Here is a 14,971-nt window from a genome sequence, read left to right as displayed (position 1 = left end):
AAGAAAGCCGGATCAGGGTAGAGTGATCTCGACGCTTTGCCGACCGAGTTCGATGCCCCCGCGGAGGTGGGCGACATGCCCGACATACAATCCGGATGGCCATCCGTCCTCTGGTGGGTTTCGTCCGCCTGCGCGAAAGACCAGGGCTTGTTCGCGGTCCAGCGTGTTCTCGGTATAGAAAATGGGCCCGAGAGGGCCATTGATTTCGATGGACATCACATCATCGGGGCGGGCGCCGAAGGCATAGCCCCAAACGACGATGGGGGCTGTTGGGGACAAGACCTCAGCGGACGCGGTGCCTGCTTTGACGTCACTGTACTCCGGGATGCCAGTGCTGAACCCTGACGCCAGCATCCCGCCTTGCGGCGACGCAAGAGGATCTGCCCACAGGGTCGCGACATTTGGGGCGGTGCAGCTGGCGTCTTCATTGGGGTCGAACGGATCAACGACCACACCGTTTTGTCGCACTGTTAGATGGACGTGAGGGAATTGGGTGCGGCCGGATAAGCCGATTTGGCCTAAAGGTGTGCCCGACGCCACGAAATCACCGGTGGTCACGGTGACGGAGCCCAGCGCCAAGTGGCAATATTGGGTTTCCCATCCGTTATCATGGCGCAACACCACGCCATTTCCGCAATCGCGGCCCCGTAGGTTTGCGGCATTTTCTTCTGTGTAAAGGACATCATCCATTCCGTCGCGGACCCCTGTGACGGTGCCTGCGGCTGCAGCGAGAACGTTGATGCCCTCGTTCATATCCCGAAGGGTGGGGACTGCGAAATCGGTGCCTTGATGCCCGTCATAGGTCAGCCCGCCGCACATGAAATTGATGGCACCTGGCCCGGAGTCCTGATCGACGTAATTTTGGATGTAGCATGTGGTGCCCAAGGTGCAGTCGACCGGTACATCCAACAAAAAGTCCTGCGCCATGGCGGGCATGGCGCAGGAGATGATCACTGGAGCGAGCCGTCTCAATCTGCAGCGAGCAGTGGGGGTTTGTCGTTTGAGATGCGGGCATTCTCCGGCGGTTCGATCTGCAGATCAAGTTCGCCCTTCTTCACGCCGACTTTCACGAGACCACCTTTTGCCAGCTGGCCGAACAGCAATTCTTCGGCCAGCGGCTTTTTGATATGCTCTTGGATCACGCGACCCAAGGGGCGGGCACCCATGCGATCATCATACCCCTTTTCAGCCAGCCACTCGGCGGCGGGCTTTGTGAGTTCGATTGACACGTTACGGTCCATCAGTTGCGCTTCGAGTTGCAGCACGAACTTTTCGACCACCTGCAAGATGACGTCCTGACCCAATGGAGCGAAGCTGACGACAGCATCCAAACGGTTGCGGAATTCCGGCGTGAATGTTTTCTCAATCGCCGCCGTATCCTCACCCGTGCGGCGATCCCGGCCAAAGCCGATGGCGGATTTTGCCATTTCGGACGCGCCCGCGTTGGAGGTCATGATAATGATCACATTCCGGAAATCCGTGGTCCGGCCATTGTGATCCGTCAGCTTACCGGCGTCCATGACCTGCAACAGGATGTTGTAGACGTCAGGGTGGGCCTTTTCCATTTCATCCAGCAGCAGAACGCAGTGCGGGTTTTGGTCGACACCGTCGGTCAACATGCCGCCCTGATCAAACCCCACATATCCCGGAGGCGCACCGATCAGGCGAGAGACCGCGTGTTTCTCCATATATTCGGACATATCAAAGCGCAGCAATTCAACACCCAACGTGTCGGCCAGTTGTTTTGCCACTTCCGTTTTGCCCACACCGGTCGGGCCGGCGAACAGATAGTTGCCGATGGGCTTTTCAGGTTCACGCAGGCCTGCGCGGGCCAGTTTGATGGCGGAGGACAAGGCTTCGATGGCTTGATCCTGGCCAAACACGACGCGTTTCAGCGATGCCTCGAGGTCTTTCAGCACCTCTGCATCGTCTTTGCTGACGTTCTTTGGTGGAATGCGCGCGATCTTGGCCACGACAGCCTCGATCTCTTTGGCGCCGATGGTTTTGCGGCGTTTGCTTTCGGTGACCAGATGTTGTGCCGCACCTGCCTCGTCGATCACGTCGATGGCTTTGTCGGGCAGCTTGCGGTCGTTGATGTAGCGCGCGGCCAATTCAACAGCCGTTTTGATCGCATCGGCCGTGTATTTGATCTGATGGTGATCTTCAAAATATGGCTTGAGGCCTTTGAGGATCTTGATGCTGTCCTCGACCGAAGGTTCGGTGACGTCGATCTTCTGGAAACGACGGCTCAGCGCGCGGTCTTTCTCAAAATGTTGGCGGAATTCCTTGTAGGTGGTGGACCCCATGCAGCGCAATTTGCCGCCCTGAAGCGCGGGCTTGAGCAGGTTGGAGGCATCCATCGCGCCACCAGAGGTCGCACCTGCACCAATCACGGTGTGGATTTCGTCGATGAACAGGACTGCATCGTCGTGCTCTTCCATTTCGGTCATTACGGCCTTCAACCGTTCTTCGAAATCTCCGCGATAACGCGTCCCGGCGAGCAATGCGCCCATGTCCAGAGAATAGATGGTGGTTTCGCCCAAAACCTCAGGCACTTCGCCTTCAACAACTTTCTTGGCCAGGCCCTCAGCGATGGCGGTTTTACCGACGCCTGGGTCGCCGACCAACAGCGGGTTGTTTTTGCGGCGGCGGCACAGCACCTGCACGCAGCGTTCAACCTCATGGCTGCGCCCGATCAGCGGGTCGACATCGCCCTTCTTGGCTTTCTCGTTCAGGTCCACGCAGTATTTTGCCAACGCGGATTCTTCTTTGCTACCTTCCGCGGTTGCCTCAGCCTCATCTTCGATGGACGGGGCGCCCGAGACGGGGCGGCTTTCCCCGAAAGCGGGGTCTTTGGCGACACCGTGGGCGATGAAATTCACAGCATCGTAACGGGTCATATCCTGATCTTGCAGGAAATAGGCCGCGTTGCTTTCGCGTTCTGCAAAGATGGCGACCAGCACATTCGCACCGGTCACTTCCGTCCGGCCTGACGACTGCACATGGATCGCGGCGCGCTGGATGACGCGCTGGAATGCGGCCGTTGGCACGGCCTCGGATCCCTCAACCTCGGTCACGAGGGTGGACAGGTCGTCGTCGATAAAGTCCTCAAGCGTTTTGCGCAGATCATCGAGATTGACTGAACAGGCTTGCATCACGCGGGCGGCGTCCGGTTCGTCCAGCAGGGCCAACAACAGATGCTCCAATGTGGCCAGTTCATGTTTGCGCGCGTTCGCAATCGCCAAGGCGGAGTGAATGGACTGCTCAAGCGTGGTCGAGAATGATGGCACCTTGCGTGCTCCTCTTGATCGGGGTCTTGCCGGGGATCTTTGGCCCGAAAACAGGGTGGACCGTCGGCCCGACATTACCGTGGCCTCTTAAGGTTAAGTTTTGGCTTATTTTCCGCAGCTTCAAGGAAAAAATTGCCACATGTCTGTTACATTGGGTGATGCTGTGGCCCAAACCTGCATCTTTTCAGGGGGTTGCCGAGTTTTTCAGCATCTTAGAAAGCGTCACGTTTTTTGCGAACATGGGCAAAGACCTCAGCCGGGGGGGCGTCGGGCATGCCGACGGCTTTTTTCAACGCGGGCACATCGGCCCGCAGAAATGGGTTTGTTTGTTTTTCTAAAGCTAACGTTGAAGGAACTGTGGCCTCCCCCTTTGATCGGGCGGCGGCCACTGCGTCTGACCGCGATATAAGGTCTGGATTGTTCGGTTCAATGGTCAGCGCAAAGCGGGCGTTGGTCTGGGTGTATTCGTGGCCCGAACACACACGGGTGTCGTCCGGAAGCGCGCGCAGTTTCTGCAGGCTGTCCCACATTTGTGCGGGCGTCCCTTCGAACAGTCGGCCACATCCAAGGGCCATCAAACTGTCGGCGGTGAACACGATGCCGGATTTGGGAAAGTAAACGGCGATGTGGCCCACGGTATGGCCGGACACATCAAAGACCTCGGCCTCTTCCCCACAGATGGTCAGGCGGTCGCCCTCGGCCACCGCCAGATCCAGCGGCGGCAGGCGGTGGGCGTCGGCACTGGCACCAATAACGCGGGTGTCAGCGCGCAAGGGGTCCAGACCATCCACATGATCCCAGTGATGATGGGTCAGCAAAATATCGGTCAACGTCCAGCCTTGCACATCAAGGGTGGCTTGAATGGGCGCGGGCTCGGGCGCGTCGACAAGCAACGTCTCACCTGTGTCTGGGTTGTGCAGCAGAAAGGCGTAATTGTCCTCGAGGCAAGGGATTGTCAAAAGTGTGAGAGGCATGGCGCTTGGGTCCGGTCTTGCTATGGTGGGATCAGTTTTGACCAAATGCCAGGGATCGGCAATGCATCTGGACGTGCATGATCTTCGCGAATTCTATTACCGCAGTCCGTTGGGGCGTGCGGCACAAAAGGTTGTGCGGGACGAACTGGTGCAACTTTGGCCGAAAGCAACGCGAGAGACGGTTGTGGGCTATGGGTTTGCCGTGCCCTTGCTGCGTCCGTTTCTGACGGACGCGCGGCGGGTCATTGGCCTGATGCCGGGGCCACAAGGGGTGATGCCGTGGCCTGCGGATGCGCCAAACGTGAGTGTGCTGTGTGAGGACACCTTATGGCCCGTGGCGTCCGGGGTGGTGGACAAACTGGTTTTGATGCACGGGCTAGAAACGTCAGAGCATCCCTTGGCGTTGCTTGATGAATGCTGGCGGGTTCTTGCGCCGCAGGGCAGGGCGGTGTTCATCGTGCCCAATCGTGCGGGGCTTTGGTCGCGGTCGGACCGGACGCCGTTCGGGTTTGGCCGTCCGTATTCATTGGGCCAGCTGGAACAGCAGTTGCGAGACACGGGCCTTATCCCGACGCACACGTTGTCGACCCTGTACCAGCCCCCCTCATCCCGGCGCATTTGGCGCAAAATGGCAGGTGCGATGGAACGGTCGGGGCGGCATTTGCCGCTTTTCACCGCAGGGGGCGTCTTGATGGTTGAGGTGACAAAGCAAGTGCCGCAACCCAAACGACCGGGCCTGACAGAAGCCGTCAAAAAGCCCCTTCGCGTTCTGGAAGGCATGGGCGGTCCGGTGGTGAAGCCCGTTTAGGGGGCCGCGCGGTGCCCGTGTAAACCGGCGCTGGGCCTGCCAAAGATGGCGCGGGCGTCCGATCCGATGTCGCAAATCAGAATCAAATTTGACCTAGCGTGACCGCATTTGTGCGACCCGTGTGCCAAAGAAGGTGCCTCAAACCGTCGCACCCCCAGCAACGGCGGCGAAAAACACCAACCGATCAAGGCCTTCGATACGTTCATAATTTGGTGACATGGGCGGTTGCTACACCGCACACCCTCTGCTACATCCGCCCTGATTTTACCGCCTCTGCTGTTGCAGGGGGACCAAAACGCCCCGTCAGACCCCTGTTTTCGCAGGCTGACTGACGGGCCAAGACATCGGAAGGGTGGACGTGTCCGAACCAGCTTCGATCTCCTCCGGCATCGCTGATCGCTATGCCACAGCCGTCTTCGACATCTCGAAAGACGCAAAAGGCCTCAAAGGTCTTGAAACAGATATCAATGCCGTGTCGGCCGCGCTGGACAGCAGCGACGACCTGCGCACCTTGATCTCGTCCCCGCTGTACAGCCGTGATGAACAGGGTGCCGCGATTGCCGCCATTGCAAAGAAAATGAAACTGTCCAAAACCATGACCAACACGCTGGCGCTGATGGCGTCCAAGCGTCGACTGTTCGTGGTGCCCCAGATGATCGCATCCCTGCGTGACATGCTGGCGCGCGAAAAGGGCGAAGTCACCGCTGACGTGGTGTCTGCCAAGGCCCTGACCAAAGCGCAGACAGACAAGCTGGCCAAGACGCTCAAGGCGTCCATCGGCTCTGCTGTGAATATCAATGCGACCGTTGATGAATCCCTCATCGGCGGTCTTGTCGTTAAGGTAGGCTCCAAGATGATCGACACGTCGGTCAAAGCGAAGCTTGCCGCCCTCCAGAATACCATGAAAGAGGCCCGATAATGGCGATCCAAGCTGCGGAAATTTCCGCGATCCTCAAGGACCAGATCAAGAACTTCGGCCAGGACGCCGAAGTGGCCGAGGTTGGCCGCGTTCTTTCCGTCGGTGACGGTATTGCGCGCGTCTTCGGTCTGGACAACATCCAGGCCGGTGAGATGGTCGAATTCCCCGGTGGCATTCAGGGTATGGCCCTGAACCTCGAAGCCGACAACGTCGGCGTTGTGATCTTCGGGTCCGACCAAGACATTAAAGAAGGCGACACCGTCAAGCGGACCAACGCCATTGTGGACGTGCCAATCGGTGACGAACTGCTGGGCCGCGTTGTTGACGGTCTGGGCAACCCGCTGGACGGCAAAGGCCCGATCAAGGCGAAAAAGCGCGGCGTGGCCGACGTGAAAGCGCCGGGCATTATCCCACGTAAATCTGTGCACGAGCCTATGGCAACCGGCCTGAAATCTGTGGACGCGATGATCCCTGTTGGCCGCGGCCAGCGAGAGCTGATCATTGGCGACCGTCAGACAGGTAAAACAGCCATCGCCCTCGACACGATGCTGAACCAGAAGTCCTACAACGAAGCTGCGGGCGACGACGAGAGCAAGAAGCTCTACTGCGTGTACGTGGCTGTGGGTCAAAAGCGGTCCACAGTGGCCCAGCTTGTCAAAAAGCTCGAAGAAAACGGCGCGATGGAATATTCCATCGTTGTGGCTGCGACGGCATCCGATCCGGCCCCGCTGCAGTTCCTTGCCCCTTATGCTGCGACAGCCATGGCGGAACACTTCCGCGACAACGGCCGTCACGCGCTGATCATCTATGATGACTTGTCCAAGCAGGCTGTAGCCTATCGCCAGATGTCGCTGTTGCTGCGTCGCCCACCAGGCCGCGAAGCCTATCCTGGTGACGTGTTCTACCTCCACTCACGTCTGCTGGAACGCTCTGCGAAGCTGAACGAAGACAACGGCGCCGGTTCCTTGACAGCCCTGCCTGTCATCGAAACCCAAGGTGGTGACGTGTCTGCGTTTATTCCGACAAACGTGATTTCGATCACCGACGGTCAGATCTTCCTGGAAACCGAGCTGTTTTATCAGGGCATCCGTCCTGCGGTGAACACTGGTCTGTCCGTGTCCCGCGTTGGCTCCTCCGCCCAGACGAAGGCGATGTCTTCGGTTGCGGGCCCAGTTAAACTGTCGCTGGCCCAGTACCGCGAAATGGCTGCCTTTGCGCAGTTCGGCTCCGATCTTGACGCCGCCACCCAGCAGCTGCTGAACCGTGGTGCACGTCTGACAGAGCTGATGAAGCAAAAGCAGTATTCGCCACTGACCAACGCCGAAATCGTTGTGATCATCTTCGCAGGCACCAACGGCTACCTCGACAAGGTCGACGTGTCCGAAGTGGGCGCATGGGAAGAGGCACTGCTCAAGCATATGCACAGCAACCACGCTGATGACCTCGATTGGATCACGAACGAAGATCCCAAAATCAAGGGCGACGCCGCGGACAAGCTGAAAGCAGCGCTCGACGCATTCGCCGCTGATTACGCCTAAGGGAAAGGAATTTAGGCTATGCCTAACCTTAAAGACCTTAAAAATCGGATCGAGTCGGTCAAATCGACCCGCAAGATCACAAAGGCCATGCAGATGGTGGCCGCCGCAAAACTGCGGCGGGCCCAGGACGCGGCTGAAATGTCCCGCCCCTATACTGAGCGTTTCAACGCGGTGATGGCGGGCCTTGCAGCGGCGGCTGGTGACAGCGAGGGCGCGCCTAAGCTTCTGTCCGGCACGGGCGCTGATCAGACGCACCTGTTGGTGGTGATGACAGCAGAACGTGGCCTGTGCGGCGGCTTTAACGGCAACATCGCCAAATTGGCCCGTGCCCATGCGGCTGAGCTGAAGGCGGCTGGTAAAACAGTCAAGGTCATCACGGTCGGCAAGAAAGGCCGTGACGCGATCAAACGCGATTTGGCAGACAGCTTTGTCGGCCATGTGGACCTGACCGAAGTCAAAAACGTCGGCTACGACACGGCACAGGATATCGCTCGCGATGTGCTGAACCGTTTTGACGCCGGTGAATTTGATGTGGCCACGATCTTTTACGCGAAGTTCCAGAACGTCGTGACACAGATCCCCACCGCTCAGCAGGTCATCCCGTTCGAAGTGCCCGAAGGCACAGAGGTTGAGGACGGCGCGCTTTACGACTACGAGCCCAGCGAAGAGGCCATCTTGGCCGATCTGCTGCCGCGCGGCGTCGCAACGGCGATCTTCTCGGCCTTGCTTGAAAACGGCGCCTCGGAGCAGGGCGCGCGGATGTCCGCCATGGACAACGCGACCCGCAACGCAGGTGAGATGATCGACAAACTGACCATCGAATATAACCGCTCGCGTCAGGCTGTGATCACCAACGAGCTGATTGAAATCATTTCCGGCGCGGAAGCGCTGTAAGAAACCGGAGAAACGATAATGGCAAATAATGGCAAAATCACCCAGGTGATCGGCGCCGTTGTGGACGTGCAGTTCGGCGATGAGCTTCCGGCCATCCTCAACGCACTGACCACAGACAACAATGGCAAAGAGCTGGTGCTCGAAGTGGCCCAGCACCTTGGTGAAAACACCGTGCGTGCCATCGCTATGGACGCAACAGAGGGCCTCGTGCGCGGTCAGTCCGTGACAGACACCGGCGGGCCGATCTCCATTCCGGTGGGCAACGCGACCCTCGGCCGGATCATGAACGTGACGGGTGAGCCTGTGGACGAACAGGGCCCTGTGAAAACAGACGCGCGCCGCTCCATCCACGGCGAAGCGCCCAAGTTCGAAGATCAGGCCACCGAGTCCGAGATCCTCGTGACAGGCATCAAGGTCATCGACCTGCTGGCCCCCTATACCAAGGGTGGTAAAATTGGCCTGTTCGGCGGTGCCGGCGTGGGCAAGACCGTTCTGATCATGGAATTGATCAACAACATCGCGAAGGTGCACTCTGGTGTGTCCGTGTTCGCCGGTGTGGGTGAACGGACCCGTGAGGGCAACGACCTTTACCACGAAATGATCGAATCCGGCGTTATCGTCCCCGATAACCTCGAAGATTCCAAAATTGCGCTGGTCTATGGCCAGATGAACGAGCCTCCAGGCGCACGTATGCGGATCGCTCTGACGGGTCTGTCCCTGGCGGAACAGTTCCGTGACGACACCGGGTCCGACGTTCTGTTCTTCGTGGACAACATCTTCCGCTTCACGCAGGCCGGTTCCGAGGTGTCCGCGCTTCTGGGTCGTATCCCGTCTGCTGTGGGCTACCAGCCAACGCTGGCCACCGACATGGGCGCCATGCAGGAACGTATTGCCTCCACGAAAGGTGGCTCGATCACCTCCGTGCAGGCTGTGTATGTGCCTGCGGATGACTTGACCGACCCTGCGCCGGCCACGTCCTTTGCTCACCTTGACGCGACGACCGTTCTGGACCGTTCGATCTCTGAAAAGGGCATCTATCCGGCTGTGGACCCGCTGGGCTCCACCTCTCGCCTGCTGGATCCCCAGATCATCGGGGAAGAGCACTACAAGGTCGCAACTGACGTTCAGCAGATTCTGCAGCGTTACAAATCCTTGCAGGACATCATCGCCATCCTCGGCATGGACGAACTGTCTGAAGAAGACAAAATGACTGTGGCCCGCGCCCGTAAGATCGAGCGTTTCCTCAGCCAGCCGTTCGACGTGGCGAAGGTCTTTACTGGGTCTGACGGTGTTCAGGTTCCACTGGAAGACACGATTTCGTCCTTCAAAGCGGTTGTGGCTGGTGAATTCGATCACCTTCCCGAAGGCGCCTTCTACATGGTTGGCGGCATCGACGAAGTGAAAGCCAAAGCCGAGAAAATGGCTGCCGACGCAGCCTAAGTCAGAAGTTAGGAGCCAAACATGGCAGACTTCAAATTCGACCTTGTCAGCCCAGAGCGCCGTTTGGCGTCTCTGGATGTGACCGAGGTTCAGATCCCGGGCGCGGACGGTGATATGACGGCCATGGCCGATCATGCGCCGACCATCACGACCTTGCGTCCCGGCATCCTGAGCGTGACGCACGCCAAAGGCACCGACGATTTCTTCGTCTCTGGTGGTTTTGCGGAAATCACAGGCGGTGCCGTGTCCGTGCTGGCCGAAAAAGCGATGCCCAAGGGTGACGTGACCAAGGCCCATATGGATGAGCTGATTGCCAAAGCCGATGAAGTGCATGAGGCCGCCTTGGCCAGCGGGACCGGTGCCGATGACGCTGCCCAAATGCGCGCCACATTGGTCGAGGTCATGGGCTCGATCGGGCTATAAAGCCTTCAATTCTTTAAAAAGGGCGTCCCCTGGGGGCGCCCTTTTTGTTTGGATCAGCGTCCTTTTTTGGCCGAGATGTTGTCGATGAACAGACCGATCTGCGTCAGGAAAAACAGCACGATCAAGACAGGCATCACCAGCGTTTCAAAAAGCACCCAGAAGCTTTCCGATTGGGTGCGCCAGACCACCTCATTCGCCGCCGCTGACAGCACAAATACAACCGTCAGTCTCCGGGTTAGGATCATCCACCCCCTTTTGCGCAAGGGGATCGAATCTTCCATGATGTATTTCAGCCAGGACTGACCACGCAGCAGCCCCAGCCCAAGCAGGCCGGCCAGCGCAAGGTAAATTGCCGTCGGTTTCATCTTGATCAAATCAGGATCATTCAGCCAAACGCCAAGGCCGCCAAACACCGCGATCAGCAGGGTCGCGGCCACCTGTATCCGCGCAATTTTTTGGGTCAGAAACCAAAAGGCGCCATTGGCCACCAGAAAGATGGGGATAAATGCGGCCGTCACGGCGATAAATCCGCCATATTCGGTTTCACCGACCTGAAACGTGTCCGCCCGAAAGATCAGGTAGGCCAGGAGATAGCCAAAGACGGGACCAAATTCCAAGGCGGCGATTACACCGCGTGAGGGGGGTCGTTTCATGATGTTCAATCGCCTTGGCCACCCATCTTGGGTACAGATACTTGCCGATTATGAATGAAATATGGCTTGAGGCCGCCGCAAATCCAACATCGTCGTGGGCTAGTTGGCCGTCACCACTTTCGCGACCGCGACCACCGGCATGTCATACATGCTTTCATCCATCGTGCTGACGACCAAGAACGGTTCGGCGGGGGCTGGGTCCAATTCGGCAAAAATGGCATCGCAAATGGCGCCGCGCTGAAGATCGAAGAAGGTCTCGGACGCGGCGGTGTTGGGATGGAACGGATCCTTCACGGTGCCGTTGGCACGTCTGCGAAAATGACTGGCGTTGCCAAGATTGGCCGCGATTGTTTCTGGCGTGGCCCCTTCGACAAAAGTGCACTGTTGCCCCACCACATCGAACGCGGCCTGTAAATTATCTTGCGCCCGCAGACGTAGGTCGACCGTGTTCTGGCGATAGGCCGGGGCGGTCGTCATGAAGATGCAGGCTTGATCGTCGGGCAATTGCGCCATCATCTCAGTCACGTCCTGGATCGCCCGTTCGGGGCTGTCGGCCCACCGTCGCGCGGAATTGCCGAGGAAGTTGAAGACCACCAGACTGGGATCATAATAGTCGTCCCGAAACATGTGTTGCAGGGGGGACTGACCGGCGGCACAGAACTGGTAAGGCGCGCCCTGACCGATTTGCACATATTGATTGCCGCTTGTGTTTTGATACCCGTAACTCCCCGCGTTCACACGCCACGTCGGATCGACCTTGCACACGGTGTCCTTGGCCCGCCCACCCGTCGCGATCCACGACGGAACGGAGGTCGATCGCACCCCAATGACGGAAACACGCGATTGATCCAATTGGTCAAGCTGGGTGGATTGTGTAGCAGACATCGCGCAATTTTCATGAAGGTTGCTGAAGAAATCCAGAAACACAGGGCCCGCGCCAAAGGACAACTGGCTGTCGCCGAGGATGAGGATATCCGGCGGCGTAAAGTCTTCTGCCAGCGCGGGTGCTGCGCAAATTGCCCCGCACATCGCCAGAACACGCAGTTCCCACGTAAGTGTTTTCGTCACTGTCACCGTCGTCTTCCCCTATGCGGCGCGGACATCATTTCCCAAGGCCGTCCTGCGCGTATGACACATGGTGATCGAAATTCTCTTAACAGGCCAACGACAGATGTTCACAACTTCGCGTGTATGTTGAAAGGTTACTGACACGACGATGTCAGCAAAGCCCGCCCCTGCGCCTTGCGTCGGAGGGGCAAAACCTGTCACGACAGACCCATGAACAATCGCGCCTACACCTTTATCCTGATCACCTTGATGATTGATGCCATCGGCATTGGCATCGTCTTTCCGATCATGCCCGACCTGATGGATCGTGTGGGCGCGGGCAGCACCGGGGAGGGCGCGTTCTGGGGCGGGATCCTCATGGCGTCCTACGCGGGCGCGCTGTTTTTGTTCGCCCCTGTGATCGGATCGCTGTCGGACGCCTATGGGCGCAAACCCGTTTTGTTGCTGGCGCTGTTCGTTCTGGCCGTGGATTACGTGATCATGGCCATGGCAGAGGTCTTCTGGGTTCTGTTGGTGGGCCGCATTTTGGCAGGTGTCGCAGGCGCAACCTACACGACCGCCACCGCCTATATTGCTGACATTTCATCCGCCAAGGAACGGGCCGCGCGGTTCGGGATGATTGGTGCGGCCTTTGGCATCGGGTTCGTGTTGGGGCCTGCCTTGGGCGGGATCGCCGCTGAATGGCACATCACGGCCCCGTTCTGGATTGCCGCCGGTATGGCCGGACTGAATGTGCTGTTTGGTCTGTTCGTGCTTCCTGAAAGCCTGGCCCCCGAAAAACGCCGCGCCTTCGGACGACGGGATCTGAACCCCTTTGGTGCGATCTTTCAGGCCTTTCGCATTCCGGGCCTTGCGATTCCGCTTATCTGTTTGTTCGTTTTCGAATTCGCCAACATGGTCTATCCGACCCTTTGGGCGTTTTTCACACGTGAATTGTTTGGATGGTCCACGCTTTATATCGGTATATCACTGGCTGGTTATGGCGTGCTTCTGGCCCTTGTGCAGGGGGGCTTGATGCCGGTGATGATCAAACGGATCGGGGAATTTCGGACGTTGCAACTGGGCTTTGTCTCGGCCTTGGTTGGGTTGATCGGATTTGGCGTGATTTCAACCGTCACAGGCCTGATCGTGTTTTTGCTTTTGGCCGCTCTGTCGGATTTGACGCCTCCGATGGTGACGGCCATGGCGTCCAACACGGTGGACGAAGACCGGCAGGGCCTTGTGCAAGGGGTCATCGCGTCCCTGTCATCCATCGCCGCGTTCCTGGCCCCCCTTGCCGTGACGGGCATCTTTGAACGCTTCGTCGATGATGCAGGCCTCTACCTGCCTGGCGCGCCGTTCCTGATCAGTGCTTTGATGATCCTGCTGATTGCCCCCCTCATCTGGCGCTTGCGCCCCCTCGCACAATCCTGATCCAGGTCCGGCCTTTGCCATGGCAAAGGCCGGCTAGAATTGCTTTCTCCCGAAGGGTGTGAGACCGTCACCTTGGGTATTGGATAACGAGACGACAATGAAACGGATGCGCAATCACTTGATTGGGGTCGATCACGGCGATGTTGTGATGTTCTCTGATTTTGAACATGACGGCGTGATGTGGACGGGCGATGGCGCGCGGCAGGTCCGCGCCCATGTCGAGTTTTCCGAAAGTTACCGCACACCACCTGTCGTGATCACGACCTTGTCGATGTTCGACATTTCAAACGGGGCCAATGGCCGCGTTGATGTTCAGGCCGAGGACATCACACCCGACGGCTTCGCCATCGTGTTTCGCACATGGGGGGACAGCAAAATCGCCCGCGTCCGCGTGGCCTGGCAGGCCACGGGAGAATTACGTCAAGAGGGCGACTGGGACGTCGGCTAATCAAGCCTAGACGCCCGAATACATGCCTTCGTAGATCGGCTGCAGGGTATTGTGATCGAAGAGCGAAGACACCGATGTGCCGTTCCACGTATTCATGATGGCCTGTGCGAACATCGGTGCCGTGGGCACGATGCGAATTTTCTCTGACCCCAGAACAGCCTCGGTCGGTTTGATGGTGTCTGTGATCACCAGATGTTTCATGACCGACTTGCTGATCCGGTCAATCGCTGGGCCAGAGAGCACCCCGTGGGTGATATAGGAATGCACTTCCTTGGCACCATGGTCCATCAGCACCTCGGCCGCTTTGCACAGGGTGCCTGCGGTATCGACGATGTCGTCCACGATCAAGCAGGTCCGGTCCTTGACGTCACCGATGACGGTCATTTCAGCTACTTCACCGGGCTTTCCGCGACGTTTGTCGACGATCGACAAAGGCGCGCCAATGCGTTGCGCCAGATCACGCGCGCGGGCCACGCCGCCCACATCGGGGGACACGACCATCACATCATCGCGGCCCTTGAAATGGTGCATCGCATCCAGCGCGAACACCGGCGCCGCATAAAGGTTGTCCACAGGAATATCGAAGAACCCCTGGATCTGGGTGGCATGCAGGTCGAGGGTCAAAATCCGCTCAATCCCCGCCTCGACCAACATATTGGCCACCAGTTTGGCCGTGATGGGCGTGCGCGCCTTGGACCGGCGATCCTGCCGGGCATAGCCAAAGTAAGGGATCACAGCCGTGATCCGCTGGGCGGACGACCGGCGCAGCGCATCGGCGATCACCAACAGCTCCATCAGGTTGTCGTTGGCAGGGTTCGATGTGGACTGGATGATGAACATGTCCTCACCACGCACATTCTCAAACACCTCAACAAACACCTCACCGTCGTTGAACCGCTCCACCCGCGCATCCACAAGGCCGACATTGATGCCGCGGTGCATGGACATCCGTTTGGCGACGGCTTGCGCCAAGGGTGTGTTGGCGTTGCCTGAAATCAGCTTCGGTTCGATGAGGTTGGGCATGTTCGGTGTCCTGAGGATGACAGATTCGTGACGTTGACACCGCGTAGCATGGAAGTAGCCTGCGACCAACAAACCACGCA

Annotated in this window: 14 protein-coding genes; 8 read left to right on the top strand and 6 right to left on the bottom strand. The window is 58.4% G+C overall.

Features of this window, described 5'->3' with window-relative positions:
- Positions 1-12: 12 nt before the first annotated feature.
- From PSJ8397_RS13055 to gloB, 3 genes are all read right to left on the bottom strand, one after another.
- The gene (locus PSJ8397_RS13055) at positions 13-954 is read right to left on the bottom strand and encodes a M23 family metallopeptidase (protein ID WP_235000747.1); all 942 of its coding nucleotides are present in this window, start codon (positions 952-954) and stop codon (positions 13-15) included.
- 14 nt (positions 955-968) lie between these two features.
- Entirely contained in the window at positions 969-3,290 is a 2,322-nt protein-coding gene (clpA, locus tag PSJ8397_RS13050) for an ATP-dependent Clp protease ATP-binding subunit ClpA (RefSeq protein WP_085865053.1), read from the bottom strand.
- A gap of 212 nt (positions 3,291-3,502) precedes the next feature.
- Positions 3,503-4,264, bottom strand: a complete 762-nt coding sequence (gene gloB / locus PSJ8397_RS13045) for a hydroxyacylglutathione hydrolase (protein WP_085865052.1) — start codon at positions 4,262-4,264, stop codon at positions 3,503-3,505.
- A gap of 61 nt (positions 4,265-4,325) precedes the next feature.
- Here gloB and PSJ8397_RS13040 point away from each other — a divergent pair, with 61 nt between their 5' ends.
- The 6 genes from PSJ8397_RS13040 to PSJ8397_RS13015 all read left to right on the top strand — a co-directional run bounded on the left by PSJ8397_RS13040 (position 4,326) and on the right by PSJ8397_RS13015 (position 10,286).
- Positions 4,326-5,072, top strand: coding sequence for a methyltransferase domain-containing protein (locus PSJ8397_RS13040; RefSeq protein ID WP_085865149.1), 747 nt, complete (start codon positions 4,326-4,328; stop codon positions 5,070-5,072).
- A gap of 358 nt (positions 5,073-5,430) precedes the next feature.
- Complete coding sequence (locus tag PSJ8397_RS13035) at positions 5,431-5,991, top strand: F0F1 ATP synthase subunit delta (RefSeq protein WP_085865051.1); 561 nt, start codon at positions 5,431-5,433, stop codon at positions 5,989-5,991.
- On the top strand, positions 5,991-7,529 hold the full coding sequence (atpA, locus tag PSJ8397_RS13030; protein ID WP_085865050.1) for a F0F1 ATP synthase subunit alpha: 1,539 nt from the start codon (positions 5,991-5,993) through the stop codon (positions 7,527-7,529). Before PSJ8397_RS13035 ends, atpA begins: the two co-directional genes overlap by 1 nt.
- Positions 7,530-7,547: 18 nt before the next feature.
- Positions 7,548-8,423 (top strand): F0F1 ATP synthase subunit gamma, encoded by an 876-nt coding sequence (locus tag PSJ8397_RS13025; RefSeq protein ID WP_085865049.1) that lies wholly within the window; start codon positions 7,548-7,550, stop codon positions 8,421-8,423.
- 18 nt (positions 8,424-8,441) lie between these two features.
- Entirely contained in the window at positions 8,442-9,863 is a 1,422-nt protein-coding gene (gene atpD / locus PSJ8397_RS13020) for a F0F1 ATP synthase subunit beta (protein ID WP_085865048.1), read from the top strand.
- 21 nt (positions 9,864-9,884) lie between these two features.
- A complete protein-coding gene (locus tag PSJ8397_RS13015; RefSeq protein WP_085865047.1) occupies positions 9,885-10,286 on the top strand; it encodes a F0F1 ATP synthase subunit epsilon in 402 nt (133 codons plus the stop codon).
- A 53-nt stretch (positions 10,287-10,339) separates the two neighbouring features.
- Here the strand turns inward: PSJ8397_RS13015 and PSJ8397_RS13010 are convergent, their stop codons facing one another.
- Together PSJ8397_RS13010 and PSJ8397_RS13005 are read right to left on the bottom strand one after the other, a co-directional pair.
- The gene (locus tag PSJ8397_RS13010; RefSeq protein WP_085865046.1) at positions 10,340-10,939 is read right to left on the bottom strand and encodes an inner membrane-spanning protein YciB; all 600 of its coding nucleotides are present in this window, start codon (positions 10,937-10,939) and stop codon (positions 10,340-10,342) included.
- Positions 10,940-11,038: 99 nt separating this feature from the next.
- Positions 11,039-12,007, bottom strand: a complete 969-nt coding sequence (locus PSJ8397_RS13005) for an SGNH/GDSL hydrolase family protein (RefSeq protein ID WP_143515474.1) — start codon at positions 12,005-12,007, stop codon at positions 11,039-11,041.
- Between the two features lie 210 nt (positions 12,008-12,217).
- Here PSJ8397_RS13005 and PSJ8397_RS13000 point away from each other — a divergent pair, with 210 nt between their 5' ends.
- Together PSJ8397_RS13000 and PSJ8397_RS12995 are read left to right on the top strand one after the other, a co-directional pair.
- Entirely contained in the window at positions 12,218-13,420 is a 1,203-nt protein-coding gene (locus tag PSJ8397_RS13000; RefSeq protein WP_085865045.1) for an MFS transporter, read from the top strand.
- A 97-nt stretch (positions 13,421-13,517) separates the two neighbouring features.
- Positions 13,518-13,868, top strand: a complete 351-nt coding sequence (locus tag PSJ8397_RS12995; RefSeq protein ID WP_085865044.1) for an H-type lectin domain-containing protein — start codon at positions 13,518-13,520, stop codon at positions 13,866-13,868.
- Between the two features lie 6 nt (positions 13,869-13,874).
- Here PSJ8397_RS12995 and PSJ8397_RS12990 read toward each other — a convergent pair whose 3' ends face one another.
- The gene (locus PSJ8397_RS12990) at positions 13,875-14,891 is read right to left on the bottom strand and encodes a ribose-phosphate pyrophosphokinase (protein ID WP_085865043.1); all 1,017 of its coding nucleotides are present in this window, start codon (positions 14,889-14,891) and stop codon (positions 13,875-13,877) included.
- Positions 14,892-14,971: the final 80 nt, after the last annotated feature.

It is taken from the genome of Pseudooctadecabacter jejudonensis, assembly GCF_900172275.1.
GTDB lineage: Bacteria > Pseudomonadota > Alphaproteobacteria > Rhodobacterales > Rhodobacteraceae > Octadecabacter > Octadecabacter jejudonensis.
This window is presented reverse-complemented; position numbering and strand designations above follow the sequence as displayed.

Coding starts and splice junctions, on each gene's coding strand:
- gloB (WP_085865052.1), bottom strand. CDS start 4,264: ATGCCTCTCACACTTTTGACAATCCCTTGCCTCGAGGACAATTACGCC.
- PSJ8397_RS13040 (WP_085865149.1), top strand. CDS start 4,326: ATGCATCTGGACGTGCATGATCTTCGCGAATTCTATTACCGCAGTCCG.
- atpA (WP_085865050.1), top strand. CDS start 5,991: ATGGCGATCCAAGCTGCGGAAATTTCCGCGATCCTCAAGGACCAGATC.
- PSJ8397_RS13025 (WP_085865049.1), top strand. CDS start 7,548: ATGCCTAACCTTAAAGACCTTAAAAATCGGATCGAGTCGGTCAAATCG.
- atpD (WP_085865048.1), top strand. CDS start 8,442: ATGGCAAATAATGGCAAAATCACCCAGGTGATCGGCGCCGTTGTGGAC.
- PSJ8397_RS13015 (WP_085865047.1), top strand. CDS start 9,885: ATGGCAGACTTCAAATTCGACCTTGTCAGCCCAGAGCGCCGTTTGGCG.
- PSJ8397_RS13010 (WP_085865046.1), bottom strand. CDS start 10,939: ATGAAACGACCCCCCTCACGCGGTGTAATCGCCGCCTTGGAATTTGGT.
- PSJ8397_RS13000 (WP_085865045.1), top strand. CDS start 12,218: ATGAACAATCGCGCCTACACCTTTATCCTGATCACCTTGATGATTGAT.
- PSJ8397_RS12995 (WP_085865044.1), top strand. CDS start 13,518: ATGAAACGGATGCGCAATCACTTGATTGGGGTCGATCACGGCGATGTT.
- PSJ8397_RS12990 (WP_085865043.1), bottom strand. CDS start 14,891: ATGCCCAACCTCATCGAACCGAAGCTGATTTCAGGCAACGCCAACACA.